The following is a 14,333-nucleotide window of genomic DNA, read 5'->3' as shown; positions in this document are numbered from 1 at the left end:
CAGACCCTACGTAAAGTAGGCGGCAGGAGAGAGCTGCAAATCAAATAGACAAGCGACAGTAAGCGCGCCAATCCACTGTTGGCACGCTACAAAAGACTTGTGCCCAAAGGGCGGGGGGCGACCTCAACGGCCGATACAGGAGATCACTATGGTCGCAATTGAACAGGGAACATGGGTTATCATCGCAGACGGGGAAAAGGCGCTGGTGATGGAAAACATCACAGACGCCGAAGATCCCAATCTTGTCGTCGTCTCGGTTGAAGAGCAGGACACAGCGGACAACAAACCCAAGGACAGGGCAGGACGCCGGTTCGATTCCGGGCCGAACCAGAAGTCGGCCATGGAAGAGACGAACTGGAAAGCCCACGCCAAATCCTTGTTCGTTCAGGATGTGGCGGATTTGCTGAATCGAAAGGGGTTGAAAGGTGCGTTCAAGCGGCTTGTTCTTGTCGCCAGCCCTCATGTTCTGGGCCTGTTGCGCCGCCGCCTGCACAGCGAAGTGCTGGCCAAAGTGGTCGCCGAGGTCGACAAGACCCTGACAAACCACCCGTTGCACAAGGTCGAACAGGTTTTGCGTCAGCGATTGGCAAAGCCTGCGGTTTCCTGACTATTTTTTCCCCGGGAGGCCAAACGGTCCCCCGGGGTTCCGAACATCCTAAGTTAAGTCAGAAGCGAACGCAGGCCCTCAATGGCCCCTGTTGGGGAGTCCACCCAGGTCAGGAACTCGCCTAGCGATGGATCGGCAAATTCCTGATCCATGACCTGCGCGACCAGTTCGCGCAGCTTGTCCCAGTATCCATCAACATTCAGGATCAGGATGGGTTTGTCGTGCAGGCCTAGCTGCCGCCATGTCAGGGCTTCGAACAGTTCGTCCAGCGACCCGGGGCCACCCGGCAGAACGACAACCGCGTCTGCATTCATGATCATGACCTTCTTGCGCTCGTGCATGGTCTCGGTGATCACGAAATGGGTCAGGTCGGTCTTGCCGACCTCGCGCCGGACCAGATGCACCGGGATGACACCGAAAGTTTCCCCTCCGGCGGACTGCGCCGCGCGCGCGACCTCGCCCATCAGCCCGACATCTCCGGCACCATAAACCAGACGCCAGCCTTCATTTGCCAGCAATGTGCCGAACGCTTCGGCGGCTGCGGCATAGGTGGGATTTGTGCCATTGCGTGACCCGCAATACACACAGACTGATTTCTGAGACATCAGATGGGTTCTCCGGGCTTGTGTCTGAGGTTTTGACCCCTGATAGCGGGATTGATAGGTTGCCTCAACCGTCAGGCAGAATGTGTGAAAGTCAAAGCATTTGCGCTGCGGAGTGAAAGGAAAAGAATGGACGCCAAGTCGGGAAGCGGAAGCTCTGGAAACTTCCTCTGGGGATTGATCGCTGGAATTGCAGCTCTGATCGGAGCGGGAGGTTTGTATCTGTCCGGCATTTTTGGCGATGAACAGGACACTCCGGTGCCTCAGCAGACCGAACTCGCTGCCGAAGCGCCACAGGAAGATGTCACCACCGAAGCAGAAGAAACCGCTGAAAAGTCTGTGCAGCCTGCGGAAACGGCGGAGCCTGAGCAGTCTGTAGATCAGGCCGGGCAAGGCGATAGCCAACCGGAACCAGCGGGCGAGGAAAAGGCTGAGACCGGGGAGGCAGTTGAACCTGCGCCCACGCCGGTCATCGCGCCTGCTCTGGATCAGGTTTTCATAGAAACGGACGGGAACGCCCTGTTGTCCGGCACCGCCGAACCGGGTTCCGAAATCCGCGTGTTGCTGGATGGAGAGCCTGTGCACAGCTTCACGGTCGATGCCAGCGGGCAATTTGCCGAGTTTCTGGTGATCCCGTTCTCCGATATCGCAAGGGGCTTGGTGCTTGAGACATCCGACGGAGCCACGGCGTCGCGTTCGGATGATTACCTGATAGCGGCGCTGCCCGCGCCCGAGCCGCAACAGACCGAGGTGGCTTCGGCCGAGCCGTCAGAGGAAGCCGGAGCGCAAACGGTTGTGCCCGGTGCATCCGAAGTGGAAGTCACGGAACCCGAACCGACCGAGACCGCAGCAGCGGAAGACACGGGAACAGACCAACAGCCTGTGATTTCGCAAGAGGAGCAGACGGCTGAGGCATCTTCTGAGGATCAGCCCCAGCCCGAATCCGAAACGGCAGATACTGAAACCGCCGAAACCGACACCGCAGAAACTGAACAGGCAGAAACTAAACCTACCGTATCTGAACCGGCAGCCGAGGCTTCTCAGGATCAGCAGGTCGCCGTATTGCGGTCTGGTGAAGAAGGTGTCGAACTGGTGCAGCCTCCGGCGACGCAAACTCAGCAGCCGGATCAGATTGCTTTGGATACAATCGGCTATTCGGAAACCGGCGAAGTCGAGCTGACGGGGCGTGCGCAGGGCGGATCGGCTGTGCGCCTTTATCTGGACAACCGCCTTGTCGGCGATCTTCCGTCTGCGGAAGACGGAAAATGGCGGGGCGAGATCGAGGGTATCGACCCAGGTATCTATACATTGCGGGTGGATGAGGTAGCCCCCGACGGAACTGTCGTCAGTCGACTGGAAACCCCATTCAAGCGAGAGCCAATCGAGACGCTGCAAGCCGCTGATCAGTTGGATGAAGCGGATGCCGAGAGCCAAACCGCCGCAATCCGGTCGGTCACGGTTCAGAAAGGCGACACACTCTGGGCGATTTCGCGGGAACGTTTTGGTGACGGTATTCTCTACGTCAAACTTTTCGAGGCCAACCGCGACTCGATCCGTGATCCGGACCTGATTTATCCGGGTCAGATCTTTACCATTCCCGAATGACCACCCGGCTCTGGCCCTTTTGGGGGCGGGGGACTATTTCTGATCTCAGGACAGACACGTGAAGCGACGGACAGCCCAAATGCAATCTGATAACGGGTCAGAACCTGACGAACGGCGCTCTGGCTGGCGCACGATCCGAAAGGTTTCACCTTACCTGTGGCCCGATGACGAGCCGTGGGTAAAGCGCCGCGTTGTTCTGGCGCTGACGATGCTGGTCGTGGCCAAGCTGATCGCGGTATATACGCCGATTCTGTACAAGGGCGCGGTCGATGCGTTGGCGGGCGAAGGTGTGCCGCCCATAGCGCTTGGTGCTGTCGGGCTGACGGTGGCCTATGGCGTCGCGCGGATGATGACCGTTGGGTTCCAGCAATTGCGCGATGCGGCTTTTGCACCGGTTGGACAGCGTGCTTTGCGTGCGCTTGCGCTGGAAACCTTCCAGCATATCCACCAATTGTCCATGCGCTATCACGTGACACGCCGAACAGGCGGCCTGAGCCGGATTATCGAGCGGGGCGTCAAAGGGGTAGAGTTCCTGCTGCGGTTCCTGTTGTTTTCGATTGGGCCGCTGATCCTGGAACTGCTGCTGGTTGCGATCATCCTGATGTGGCTGTTCGACGTGTGGTACCTGGTTGTCGTCGCCGTCACCATCACACTTTACATTTGGTTCACGTTCGCGGTGACGGAATGGCGGGTCAAGCTGCGCCGCGAGATGAATGATCAGGACACCGAAGCCAATCAGCGCGCTATCGACAGCCTGCTGAACTTCGAAACCGTCAAGTATTTCAATGCGGAGATGCGCGAATCCGAACGGTATGACGTTTCGATGAAGGCTTATGCAAAGGCCGCGCTCAAGACCGCTTATTCGCTGGCCTTTCTGAATTTTGGACAGTCCTTCCTGATCACCTGCGGGCTGATCGGTGTCATGGTTCTTGCGGCCATCGGCGTGCAGAACGGAGGCCTGACGGTGGGCGATTTCGTGATGGTGAACGCCTACATGATCCAGATCACCGTGCCGCTGAATTTCCTGGGCACGGTCTATCGCGAAATCCGCCAGTCTCTGGTGGATATGGGGCAGATGTTCGATCTGCTCGAACAGCCCGCCGAGGTAACCGACAAGCCTTGTGCACCCAATTTGAAGGTGAATGGCGGCGAGGTGACGTTGGAAGATGTGCGGTTCGGGTATGAGGCCGACCGGGAAATCCTCAAAGGGGTATCCCTGACCGTACCGGCAGGGCAAACCGTTGCAATCGTCGGGGCGACTGGGTCCGGCAAGTCGACCATCGGGCGGCTTTTGTTCCGGTTCTACGATGTCACCGGTGGCGCGCTGAAAATCGACGGACAGGATGTCCGCGATGTCAGTCAGACCAGTCTGCACGCGGCCATCGGTGTCGTGCCGCAAGACACCGTGCTGTTCAATGACACGATCCGCTACAATATTGCTTATGGCCGCGAAGGGGCCAGCCAGTCCGACGTGGAAGAGGCCGCGAAAGCTGCTCAGATACACGACTTCATCGCCAGCCTGCCTGACGGCTATGACACAAAGGTTGGCGAGCGGGGGCTGAAACTGTCAGGCGGTGAGAAGCAGCGCGTTGGTATAGCGCGCACCTTGCTGAAGAATCCGCCGATTTTGTTGTTGGATGAGGCGACCTCGGCGCTGGATACCGACACCGAACAGGACATCAAGGACGCCCTGGCGCGGGCGGGAGAGGGGCGGACTGTGCTGACCATCGCTCACCGCCTGAGCACGATTGCCGAAGCGGATCGCATCGTTGTGCTGGAACGGGGCGAGATCCTGGAACAGGGCACGCATGACGAGTTGCTCTCTCGAGCCGGGCGCTATGCGCAGCTATGGAACCGGCAGCAATCGGACACGCAGGCTGCCTGACGCGCGTTGTGTCCGGCAGGATGATTTTGTGATAAAATAAGCCTGTTCTTACAGGAGATTTCCGATGCGTCGATTTGTTCGAAAAGGCACAATTGCGGGCATACTTGCCGTGGCAATCAACCTTCCCACACTGGCCGCAGCTGATCCGATCGAAGGCGTCTGGAAGACCGAGCCGGATCGAAAGGACTTGATCTCGCACATCAAGATTACGGCGTGTGGCGGCAAGTTTTGCGGTCAGATTTTGTCGGCCTATGACAAATCCGGAAAAGAGGTGCAGACGCCCAATATCGGGAAGAAACTGTTCTGGGATGTGTCCAGCGAAGGTTCGGGCACATATGGCGGCGGAGAGTTCTGGGTGCCACTACTGGATGTCGAGGCGGTGCCTCAGATGACGTTGCAGGGCGACACGCTCAAGGTCAAAGGATGTGAACATCACCTTTGTGGCCATCAGACCTGGACACGATTGCAGAATTGAAAAGGGCCGGTGTTGGCCGGCCCATGATCTTTATTCTGCTGCTTTCAGAGGCGGATTGGGTGGTTGATCCGACGCCTGGTCCGGTTTGGCCACGGACAGAGCGTCTGTGACCTCATCGTCCTCCCAGATAACCTCGGTCGCCTGCGCTTTTCGCGCCGCCCGTCCAATGGCCATATCCTGTGCCAGCCGGCTGGCGCGGCCTGCCGAGGCGCGGGCCAGTGCCTTGCCCAGCCAGATTGTGTAGGTCGCCACCCAGACTCGCAGCGCCAACAGCGATGGTGTCACGATCAGTGTCAGTACGGTCGCGATACCCAGGCCAAAGACAACCGCAGTGGCAAGCTGTTTCCACCACAGGGCGGTGGGGCTGTCGATGGAATAACCGCCGTTGATGAAGTCCAGCGACAGACCGAACATCATCGGTGTCAGACCCGCCATCGTGGTCAAAGTGGTCAGCAGAACCGGACGAATGCGCGCCTCGGCGGTGCGGACGATGGCCTCGATCCGGGGCATGTAGCGGCTGTATTCCTGATAAGTGTCGATCAGAACGATGTTGTTGTTCACCACGATCCCGGCCAGCGCCACGATGCCCGTCCCAGTCATGATGATCGAGAACGGCTGTTGCATGATCATCATTCCGATCAGCACCCCGGTTGTGGACAGAACAACCGCCAGCAGCACCAGCACCGAGTTGTAGAACGAGTTGAACTGCGCCAGCAGGATCACGAACATCAATCCCAGCGCACCCATGAATGCATTCACAAGGAAGGCGCCGGACTCTTCCTGTTCCTCCTGGTCGCCGGTCCATTCCCAGCTGACCGCTTTCGAGAAAGGTCCAGTATCCAACCACTCCGTCAGGACGGCAATCCGTTCATTGGGGTTGATCAGCGAGAACTGCGCGTCGCCATCCTTAATCGCAGACCGGATATCCTCGGCGCTCTGGCTACCGGTCAGCTCGACAATCTCATACGCCTCACCATCGGGGCTGGTCAGGGTCGCGCCCTTAGGCTCCGCGCCTTCCGCAACCGCCCGGACAACGGCCAGCCTTTGTTCTGTGCCGTCCGCGTCGGTGATAACGACCTTGCTCAGCCCCGGTTCTACGTCCGCTTTGATGTCGTAATACCGCTCCTGATTGATGCGGTTGATCTCGGCCAGTTTTTCAACCGGCTTGCGGGTTACGAAATTCGATAGTGGCACCAGACCATCCGAAGTGCGGACCTTCAGCGAATCCAGCGTGGAAAGAACGCGGTCTTCTTCGGGCAAGCGTACACGAATCTCGACCTCTTCATCGGTATTGTCCGGGCGCATCTCACCCAGCAGGATACCGCGTGTCACCAGTTGCACCATAGCGCCCACAGTCGCCACATCGGCCCCGAAGCGGCCCGCCTTGGCCACGTCTACGTCGATCTGCCAGTCAATGCCGGGCAGGGGCAGGGTGTCTTCGATCCTGACCAGACCGGGGGTGGTGTCGAACGCCTCGCGCGCGGACAGGGTTGCTGAGGTCAACTCCTCCCAATTGTTGCCCTTGATGCGCAGATGCACCGGTTTGGCCGAGGCCGGACCCTGATCCAGCGGCTGAAGCTCGACGATGATGCCGGGCAGTTTGGCCAGATTTGCGGTCAGTTCCTCAAGCACCCTATCGCCGTCGTATTTGGGGTCGATGAAATGACGGTCAAACAGCCCGCCAAGGATCGGCTCTGACACGTTCGGGCGGTCTTCCCACGGGATGATTTCGAATTGCACACGGCCAACGGTGTCGCCGGGGGCCTGCGCGCCACCGGTGTTCTGGTTCAGCCCACCTTCACCGGCAAAGGCGAAGACGTTGATAACAGCCGGGTGCGCGCTGATGGTCTGTTCAGCGGCCAGAACAATTGCGTCTTTTTCCGCCAGAGACAGGTTGCCACGGGCGCGGACATAGGCGGTGGCCTGTTCGGGCTCAGTCTCAACAAAAAACTCGACGCCGCGGTTGTTGTTCGAAAAGGCCGTCATCACAGATACAACGGCAAAGCCGATCACCGCGATCGAGACGATCGGCATGATCGGATTTCCAACGAGGAATTTCACCATATAGCCAAAGACCGTGTGTTCCTTGGCCGTGTGCACATGGTCGTCTTCGCGGCGTTCGATCTTTGCCGCGCTCAGCGTGACCGACCCTGCAAAGGCGCCCGTCAGAAACAGAAACGCGCCGAACAAACTGCCTGCTGTACCACCGATTGGAAACAGATAGGTCGGGTTCAGAACCTGCATCGCACCCAGGAAAATCAGGTAAAGCGATGGCGGAACCAATAGGGCGCGTACCCACCAGCGGGTTCGCGCGCGCAGCCAGTTCGACGTGCGGTCAAAAGTCCGGCTCAAACGGCCCGAAACACCGCCCATCACGGGCAGATAGATCAGCGCTACAATCAGCGAGGATGACAGAACGAAGATCAGCGTGATCGGCAGCATCTTCATGAACTCGCCCGGAACGCCAGGCCAGAACAGCATGGGCAGAAACGCACAAAGCGTGGTCGCCGTCGATGATACGATGGGCCAGAACATCCGCTGTGCCGCCTCGACATAGGCGTGCATCGGGCCGACGCCTTCCTTGATGCGCTTGTCAGCGTATTCGACCACCACGATGGCCCCGTCGACCAGCATCCCGACCGCAAGGATCAGGCCGAACATCACCATGTTCGAAATGCTGACGCCCATCATGGCCAGGAAGGCAAAGCACAACAGGAACGAGGTCGGAATCGCAAAACCCACCAACAGCGCGGCACGTGTACCCAGCGACGCCAGCACAACGATCATCACCAGCGCAACGGCCGTCAGGACGGAACCTTCAAGCTGGCTTACCATCGAGCCGACGATACGGCTCTGGTCATTCGACGTGCCGACATCGACTGCTGCCGCCAGTTCCGGTGGCCAGATCTTCTGAGCCTCGGCAACGACCTTTTTGACCTCGTTGACCGTGTCGATGACGTTAAAGCCTTTGCGCTTTACCACTTGCAGGGCAACGGTGGCCTCACCATCGAACCGGGCAGTGCCTTCACGGTCTTCAAAGGTGTAATTGATCTGCGCCAGTTCGCCCAACGTGACAACGCGGTCGCCATTGACCTTGACCGGCAGCCCGTAAACATCCTGCGCCGTCTTGAAGGACGAAGGGATTTTGACCGAGAATGTGCCTTGCGCCGTCTCGACCTCACCAGCAGCGATCAGCTGGTTGTTGTTCTGCACAACGTTGATCAGTTCTGCGGCGGTGACGTTGTATGCCTCAAGCCGCAATGGGTCGATCACCACTTCAAGCAGTTCGTCCCGATTGCCGGCAATCCCGGCTTCCAGAACGGAATCCAGTGCTTCAAGATCGTCCTGCAGGTCTTTGGCAACACGGGCCATTGTGCGTTCGGGAACCGCGCCGGTCAGGTTGACGATGACGATTGGAAATTCGGAGAAGTTGATCTCGTTCAGCGAATACTGCTCGGCACCTTCAGGGAAATCTGCCTGCGCGCTGTTCATCGCGTCGCGGACATCGGCAGTGATCGCGGTCTTGTCCCAGCCGAAGTCGAATTCAAGTGCAATCCCGGCATAGCCTTCTGCGGCGGTGGCGGTCATTTCCTTCAGACCGTCCAGATCCGCCAGTTCGGTTTCCATGGGCTTGATCAGCAGGTTTTCGGAATCTTCGGCCGAAATGCCGGGAAACGAAACCGAGACGAACAGGGCCGGGATTTCGATATCCGGCTCGCCTTCTTTTGGCAGGCTGACATAAGCAAACCCGCCAACCATCAACGAGATCGCGATGAAGGCCAGGACCATTCGGGCCCTGTCGGCGGCCCAACTGACAATACCCGTCATTGCGACAATTCCCGGTAGGTCGGCGCAACACTGACGCCTTGGGTCACGAATTCCTGCCCGACGACAATGATATCCACCGTTTCAGGCAATCCGTCGATCCAGACACCGCTTGAGGTGTCACGCAGCAGATGAACAGGCATGAAGTCGACTACATTGCCCGCTGCAATTGTGCGAACCCCCAATTGGCCTTCATTGTTCAGCGTCAATGCGGATTGCGGCAGCAGGTGCGCCTTGGCGCCTTCGGCTGCGATGCGAATGTCAGCGGTCTGGCCGTCGCGGATGGCCAGTTCCGAGTTCGGAACGGTGATCTCAACCTCGAAGGTCCGGGTGGTTTCATCGGCGGAACGGCTGAGGAACGTCACACGGCCCGTAACCTCAAGACCGGTCACCAGTTTGGCCGAAGCCTCGGACCCCACAATGATCCGGTTCACTTCGGTCTCGGGAACAAAACCCACCAGCTTGATCGGATCCAGCTGAATGACGGTTGCACAAAGCGATCCTGGCTGCATCAGGCTGCCCAATTCCGCCGTGTCGCTTTCCAGCAGGCCACGGAACGGCGCTTCGATGGTGAGGCGGTCAATCTCGCGCTGGGCCGCTTTCACCTCGGCCGCGGCAGCTTCGATACCGGCGCGAGTGGCCTCCAGACCCGCTTCGGCCGATTTCACACCTGCTTCAGCGGTGCTCATGGCGGCCTCGCTGGAGATCCGACGTGTTTCCGACCCAAAACCCGTTTCAGACAGCTTACGCGCCGCTTTCAGGTTGATCTCGGCCTCGGCCACGCGCGCATGTGCTTCGGCAAGCCGGGCCTCGGCTTCGGGGATACGGCTTTCGGCCTCAAGCTTGCCCGCCATCGCTTCGGCCAGGCTGGCCGGGCGGGTGCCAGGGTCGAGTTCGCACAAAAGATCTCCGGCCTCGACAAAAGTGCCCTTGCGCTTGGGTTCCGACACTACGGTCGATATCGTTTCGGCCAGCACTTCGACCTGACGGTTCGCCTTGGTCTGGCCACGCAACAACACTGCGCTGTCGATCTCGCGCGCCGATGACCGCAAGGCGACGACCTTGATTGCATCCGGATTTTGGGCAGCTTCCGCGCCCTCACCACCTTCAGCGGCTTGTGCTTCCGTTACGTCATCTTTTCCAGCAAAGGCGAACAGGGCGTCCCTTTCGAACACCAAAAAGTATAATGCAACAATTACCAAAAGCGCGTTTGCGAATGAAATCAATCGCATGCAGAAATTCTCCTAGGATTCATTGCCAGATTTTCACTGGCGCTTATGCCTCAAAATGGGGTCCGGCATAGGCCATTTCCATACTGAACTGAATAGTTCGGTTTAGTTTTTTTCGCAAGGGCGCACTAAGCTGGTGAAAATGTGCGAAATCGGACCCTTGGCTTGGACGTGGTGCCGGGGTATGACATGGCGCTAATATGACAGGACACTAAGCCTGGGGGCAGGGATGAGCGACGTCGACAGTTTCATTGATGAGGTGACAGAAGAGGTGCGCCGCGACCGGCTGTATCTGCTTTTGCGCCGCTGGGGCTGGGTGGGCATTGCGGCGGTTGTACTTATTGTAGGCGGGGCCGCTTTCAACGAATATCGTAAAGCCAGCATCACAAGTCAGGCTCAGGCGCTGGGCGATGAAATTCTTGCGGCGCTGTCGCAAGATGATTCCGCCGAACGTGCCGCCGGTCTAAGCGGGATACAAACGCAATCTCCGGGTGGGGACGCAGTTCTGAAAATGCTGCTGTCCGCATCGCAGAACGAGGCCGGTTCGGCGCAGGATGCCGTGACCAGCCTGAACGCGGTTGCGACGCAAGCTGATCTGCCCGAAATCTATCGCGCCATCGCGAGCTTCAAGGCGTTGTTGTTGCAAAGCGAGACCCTTTCGGCGGACGAGCGTCGCCTGCAATTCGAGGCACTGGCCACGCCCGGTGCGCCGCTGCGCCTGTTGGCAGAAGAACAGCTTGCGCTGATTGATGTCGCCGAGGGCAACACCGCCGCCGCGATTGATCGTCTGCAAGCGCTGCGGCAGGATGCCGAAGTTGGTGTCGATCTGCAACAGCGTGCGACCCAGCTGATCGTGGCACTGGGGGGCGAACCGGAACAACTGGTCGCCCAGCAAGGCTGATTGAGACAGCGAAACAAGAATGACGACAGGCGAGTTCGGAACATCATGGTAACGAGACTATTCCCCCGCATTGGACTGCCATTGGCGGCGATTGCCCTGACGACGCTTGCGGCCTGTCAGGAACCCGAAGTCATTCTGCCCGGTGAGCGCGAAGACATCCGTCCTGCGTCCGATACCGAAACTGTTGAAACCCGTGGGTCCAAACCAATCAGCCTGCCGGGGCAGACATCGAACGCCAATTGGGCGCAAAGTCCGGGCACAGCCGCTTTCCGAACCACAAACGCTGCGCTCAGCTCAGCACCGCAGCGCATCTGGTCCACTTCGATTGGCGAAGGCGATTCCCGTAAGAAACGGATTACAGCGGAACCGGTTGTTGCAGGCGGGCTGATTTATACCCTTGATTCCGGAGCCACAGTATCGGCCGTTACACCTCAGGGGCAGGTCGCCTGGAGCACCAACCTTATCCCTCCAAGCGACGGCGATTCCGACGCGACAGGTGGCGGAATGGCCTATGCCGACGGGGTTTTGTACGTCTCATCCGGGTTTGGTCGCCTCACGGCGCTGGATGCCAAGACCGGCGCGCAACGCTGGCAAAAACGGCTGAACGCAACCGGCAGCGGTGCGCCGCTGGTGAAAGACGGGTTGCTTTACGTCGTCGCCGGGGATGAGACCGGCTGGGCTGTGAATACCAAGGATGGTCGTATTGCTTGGCAGGTCGAAGGAACACCCAGCGTTGGGAACGTGCTTGGGGCGCCGTCGCCCGCGCTGACTTCGGACCTCGCGGTTTTTGCCTTCGGGTCCGGCGATATTGCCGCGACGTTCCGCAGGGGCGGCATCCGCCGCTGGAACGCTTCCGTCGCGGGCGGACGTCGTGGTCGCGCGGCGGCCAGGATCGTTGATGTCACCGGGGGGCCAATGGTAACCGGGGACACGATCTACATTGGCAACCACTCGGGCCGGACCGTGGCACTGGAAGGTGGGTCCGGAGAACGTAAATGGACCGCCAACGAAGGTGCGGTTGATACGGTCTGGCCGGTCGGAAACAGCGTCTTCCTGATCAGCGACCGCAGCCAGTTGGTGCGACTGAACGCAACAGACGGATCGGTGATCTGGGCGCAGGACCTGCCCGGCTTTGTCAAGGACAAGCCCGGACGGCGCGGGGCGATCTTTGCGCACTATGGTCCGATCCTTGCAGGCGGGCGCATCGTTGTGGCCTCAAATGACGGGTATGTGCGCTTTTACAGCCCGGTTGACGGAACCCTGGTTCACCGGATCGAAGTCCCCGGCGGGGCGACCGCGTCGCCCGTTGTTGCGGGGCGCACGTTGTATATCGTGTCCACCAAAGGTGCACTGCACGCTTTCCGTTGACGGCAAGATGCGCTAAAGGGCGCATCTTGAGTCTTGAAAGTTGAGTATCATGTCGCTGACCCTCGCTATCGTGGGGCGCCCGAATGTGGGCAAATCCACACTGTTCAACCGCCTTGTGGGCAAGCGCCTGGCCCTGGTCGACGATCAGCCCGGCGTGACACGTGACCTGCGCGAAGGCGAAGGGCGGCTTGGCGATCTGCGATTCACCGTGATCGATACGGCGGGTCTTGAGGATGCAACGGATGACAGTCTGCAGGGGCGGATGCGCCGCTTGACCGAGCGCGCGGTGGACATGGCCGATGTCTGCCTGTTCATGATCGATGCGCGTGTGGGGCTGACCCCCACGGACGAGATGTTCGCGGAAATCCTGCGCAAACGATCCAAACATGTGATCCTTGCGGCCAACAAGGCCGAAGGGAACGCGGCGGATGCCGGCGTGCTTGAGGCTTATAATCTGGGTTTGGGAGAGCCCGTGCGCCTGTCGGGCGAGCATGGCGAAGGAATGACCGACCTTTACGCCCACCTCATGCCTCTGGCGGACGCGATGGCAGAACAACAGGCCGATGAGACGCCTGTGACAGATGTGGAACTGGACGAAGAGGGCGAAGGCGAAGCGCGCCTGATCACCGACGCGAAACCGCTTCAGGTCGCTGTTGTCGGTCGTCCAAACGCCGGAAAATCCACCCTGATCAACAAGATTATGGGCGAAGATCGTCTGTTGACAGGTCCCGAAGCCGGGATTACCCGCGATGCCATCAGCTTGCGGATCGACTGGGCCGATCCCGATGGCAACAGCACGCCGATGCGGATTTTCGACACCGCCGGCATGCGCAAGAAGGCCAAGGTGCAGGAGAAGCTGGAAAAGCTGTCCGTTTCGGACGGGCTGCGCGCGGTCAAGTTTGCCGAGGTCGTGGTGGTTCTGCTGGACGCGGCCATACCGTTTGAACAACAAGACCTGCGCATCGCCGATCTGGCCGAACGCGAAGGCCGTGCCGTGGTCGTCGCGGTCAATAAATGGGACATCGAAGAGGAAAAGCAAGAAAAACTGCGCGATCTGAAAGAATCCTTTGAACGGCTGTTACCCCAGTTGCGCGGTGCCCCGCTGATCACCGTTTCAGCGAAAACGGGCAGGGGGCTTGAGCGTCTTCGTGCCGCCATCCTGCGCGCTCATGACGTCTGGAATCGCCGTGTGCCGACCGCAGCCCTGAACCGCTGGCTGGCAGCCATGCTGGAACAGCACCCGCCGCCGGCACCGCAGGGACGTCGGATCAAGCTGCGCTATATGACCCAGGCCAAGACCCGCCCGCCTGGGTTCGTGGTCATGTGCTCGCACCCGGACAAGATGCCGGACAGTTATTCGCGGTATCTGGTGAACGGGTTGCGTGAGGATTTCGACATGCCCGGCACACCGATCCGGCTGACCCTGCGAGGGCAAGGGGACAAGAACCCGTACAAGGGGCGGCGCAAGAAAAACGCCGGGGCCCTGGCAAAGCACCTGAAGGGGCGGGGCTGATCTTTGGGTCAGGTCCGGCTGACGCAGCCGGACCCGATCATGGATTTTGATATGTGCTCGATTCCAAAGACTCGGTACGCTTCGGCCGGTTCATGAAAATTGCGAAGCACGCGGCCCCGATTTTCGGTCAATCGCGAACATGAGTCAAAAAAGATAAGAATATCGCGATATTTGTACGTACTGGCGCCGTCAGTTTTGATCTTGAGAATGCGAGACAAAGGTGCCGTGGGGTCAATCTCGGCGCCGGTGACGGAACAGCTTGGCAAAGACTTGAGCGGATTTCCCCGATCACTTGGACAATGTCTGAAAGAAAATGCTATCTA

At 59.2% G+C, this 14,333-nt stretch carries 10 protein-coding genes; 7 read left to right on the top strand and 3 right to left on the bottom strand.

Annotation, left to right across the window (positions count from 1 at the left end; all coding sequences use genetic code 11):
• The first annotated feature begins 148 nt into the window (after nt 1–148).
• A complete protein-coding gene (locus ACR3EQ_RS06985; protein ID WP_170610156.1) occupies nt 149–607 on the top strand; it encodes a host attachment family protein in 459 nt (152 codons plus the stop codon).
• A gap of 53 nt (nt 608–660) precedes the next feature.
• Here ACR3EQ_RS06985 and ACR3EQ_RS06980 read toward each other — a convergent pair whose 3' ends face one another.
• Nucleotides 661–1,212 (bottom strand): TIGR00730 family Rossman fold protein, encoded by a 552-nt coding sequence (locus ACR3EQ_RS06980; RefSeq protein WP_170610158.1) that lies wholly within the window; start codon nt 1,210–1,212, stop codon nt 661–663.
• Nucleotides 1,213–1,338: 126 nt separating this feature from the next.
• Here ACR3EQ_RS06980 and ACR3EQ_RS06975 point away from each other — a divergent pair, with 126 nt between their 5' ends.
• The 3 genes from ACR3EQ_RS06975 to ACR3EQ_RS06965 all read left to right on the top strand — a co-directional run bounded on the left by ACR3EQ_RS06975 (nt 1,339) and on the right by ACR3EQ_RS06965 (nt 5,174).
• On the top strand, nt 1,339–2,814 hold the full coding sequence (locus ACR3EQ_RS06975; protein ID WP_480490178.1) for a LysM peptidoglycan-binding domain-containing protein: 1,476 nt from the start codon (nt 1,339–1,341) through the stop codon (nt 2,812–2,814).
• A gap of 79 nt (nt 2,815–2,893) precedes the next feature.
• A complete protein-coding gene (locus ACR3EQ_RS06970) occupies nt 2,894–4,699 on the top strand; it encodes an ABCB family ABC transporter ATP-binding protein/permease (protein ID WP_170610162.1) in 1,806 nt (601 codons plus the stop codon).
• A gap of 64 nt (nt 4,700–4,763) precedes the next feature.
• Nucleotides 4,764–5,174, top strand: coding sequence for a DUF2147 domain-containing protein (locus ACR3EQ_RS06965; protein WP_170610164.1), 411 nt, complete (start codon nt 4,764–4,766; stop codon nt 5,172–5,174).
• A gap of 30 nt (nt 5,175–5,204) precedes the next feature.
• On the opposite strand, the gene ACR3EQ_RS06960 is transcribed toward ACR3EQ_RS06965, so the two are convergent.
• A complete protein-coding gene (locus ACR3EQ_RS06960; RefSeq protein ID WP_170619141.1) occupies nt 5,205–9,002 on the bottom strand; it encodes an efflux RND transporter permease subunit in 3,798 nt (1,265 codons plus the stop codon).
• Entirely contained in the window at nt 8,999–10,231 is a 1,233-nt protein-coding gene (locus tag ACR3EQ_RS06955; protein ID WP_170610168.1) for an efflux RND transporter periplasmic adaptor subunit, read from the bottom strand. Before ACR3EQ_RS06955 ends, ACR3EQ_RS06960 begins: the two co-directional genes overlap by 4 nt.
• 226 nt (nt 10,232–10,457) lie before the next feature.
• On the opposite strand from ACR3EQ_RS06955, the gene ACR3EQ_RS06950 reads away from it, so the two are divergent.
• The 3 genes from ACR3EQ_RS06950 to der are packed head-to-tail and all read left to right on the top strand — an operon-like array spanning nt 10,458 to nt 14,010.
• The gene (locus tag ACR3EQ_RS06950) at nt 10,458–11,129 is read left to right on the top strand and encodes a hypothetical protein (RefSeq protein ID WP_170610170.1); all 672 of its coding nucleotides are present in this window, start codon (nt 10,458–10,460) and stop codon (nt 11,127–11,129) included.
• 45 nt (nt 11,130–11,174) lie between these two features.
• Nucleotides 11,175–12,497, top strand: coding sequence for a PQQ-like beta-propeller repeat protein (locus ACR3EQ_RS06945; protein ID WP_170610172.1), 1,323 nt, complete (start codon nt 11,175–11,177; stop codon nt 12,495–12,497).
• Nucleotides 12,498–12,546: 49 nt separating this feature from the next.
• Nucleotides 12,547–14,010 carry a ribosome biogenesis GTPase Der gene (gene der, locus ACR3EQ_RS06940; protein WP_170610174.1) on the top strand — a complete coding sequence of 488 codons (1,464 nt, stop codon included), beginning with the start codon at nt 12,547–12,549 and terminating at the stop codon, nt 14,008–14,010.
• Nucleotides 14,011–14,333: the final 323 nt, after the last annotated feature.

The sequence above is a fragment of the Ruegeria sp. AN11 genome (assembly GCF_056536005.1).
The sequence above is the reverse complement of the archived record's forward strand: the minus strand, read 5'-3'. Positions and strand labels throughout refer to the sequence as shown.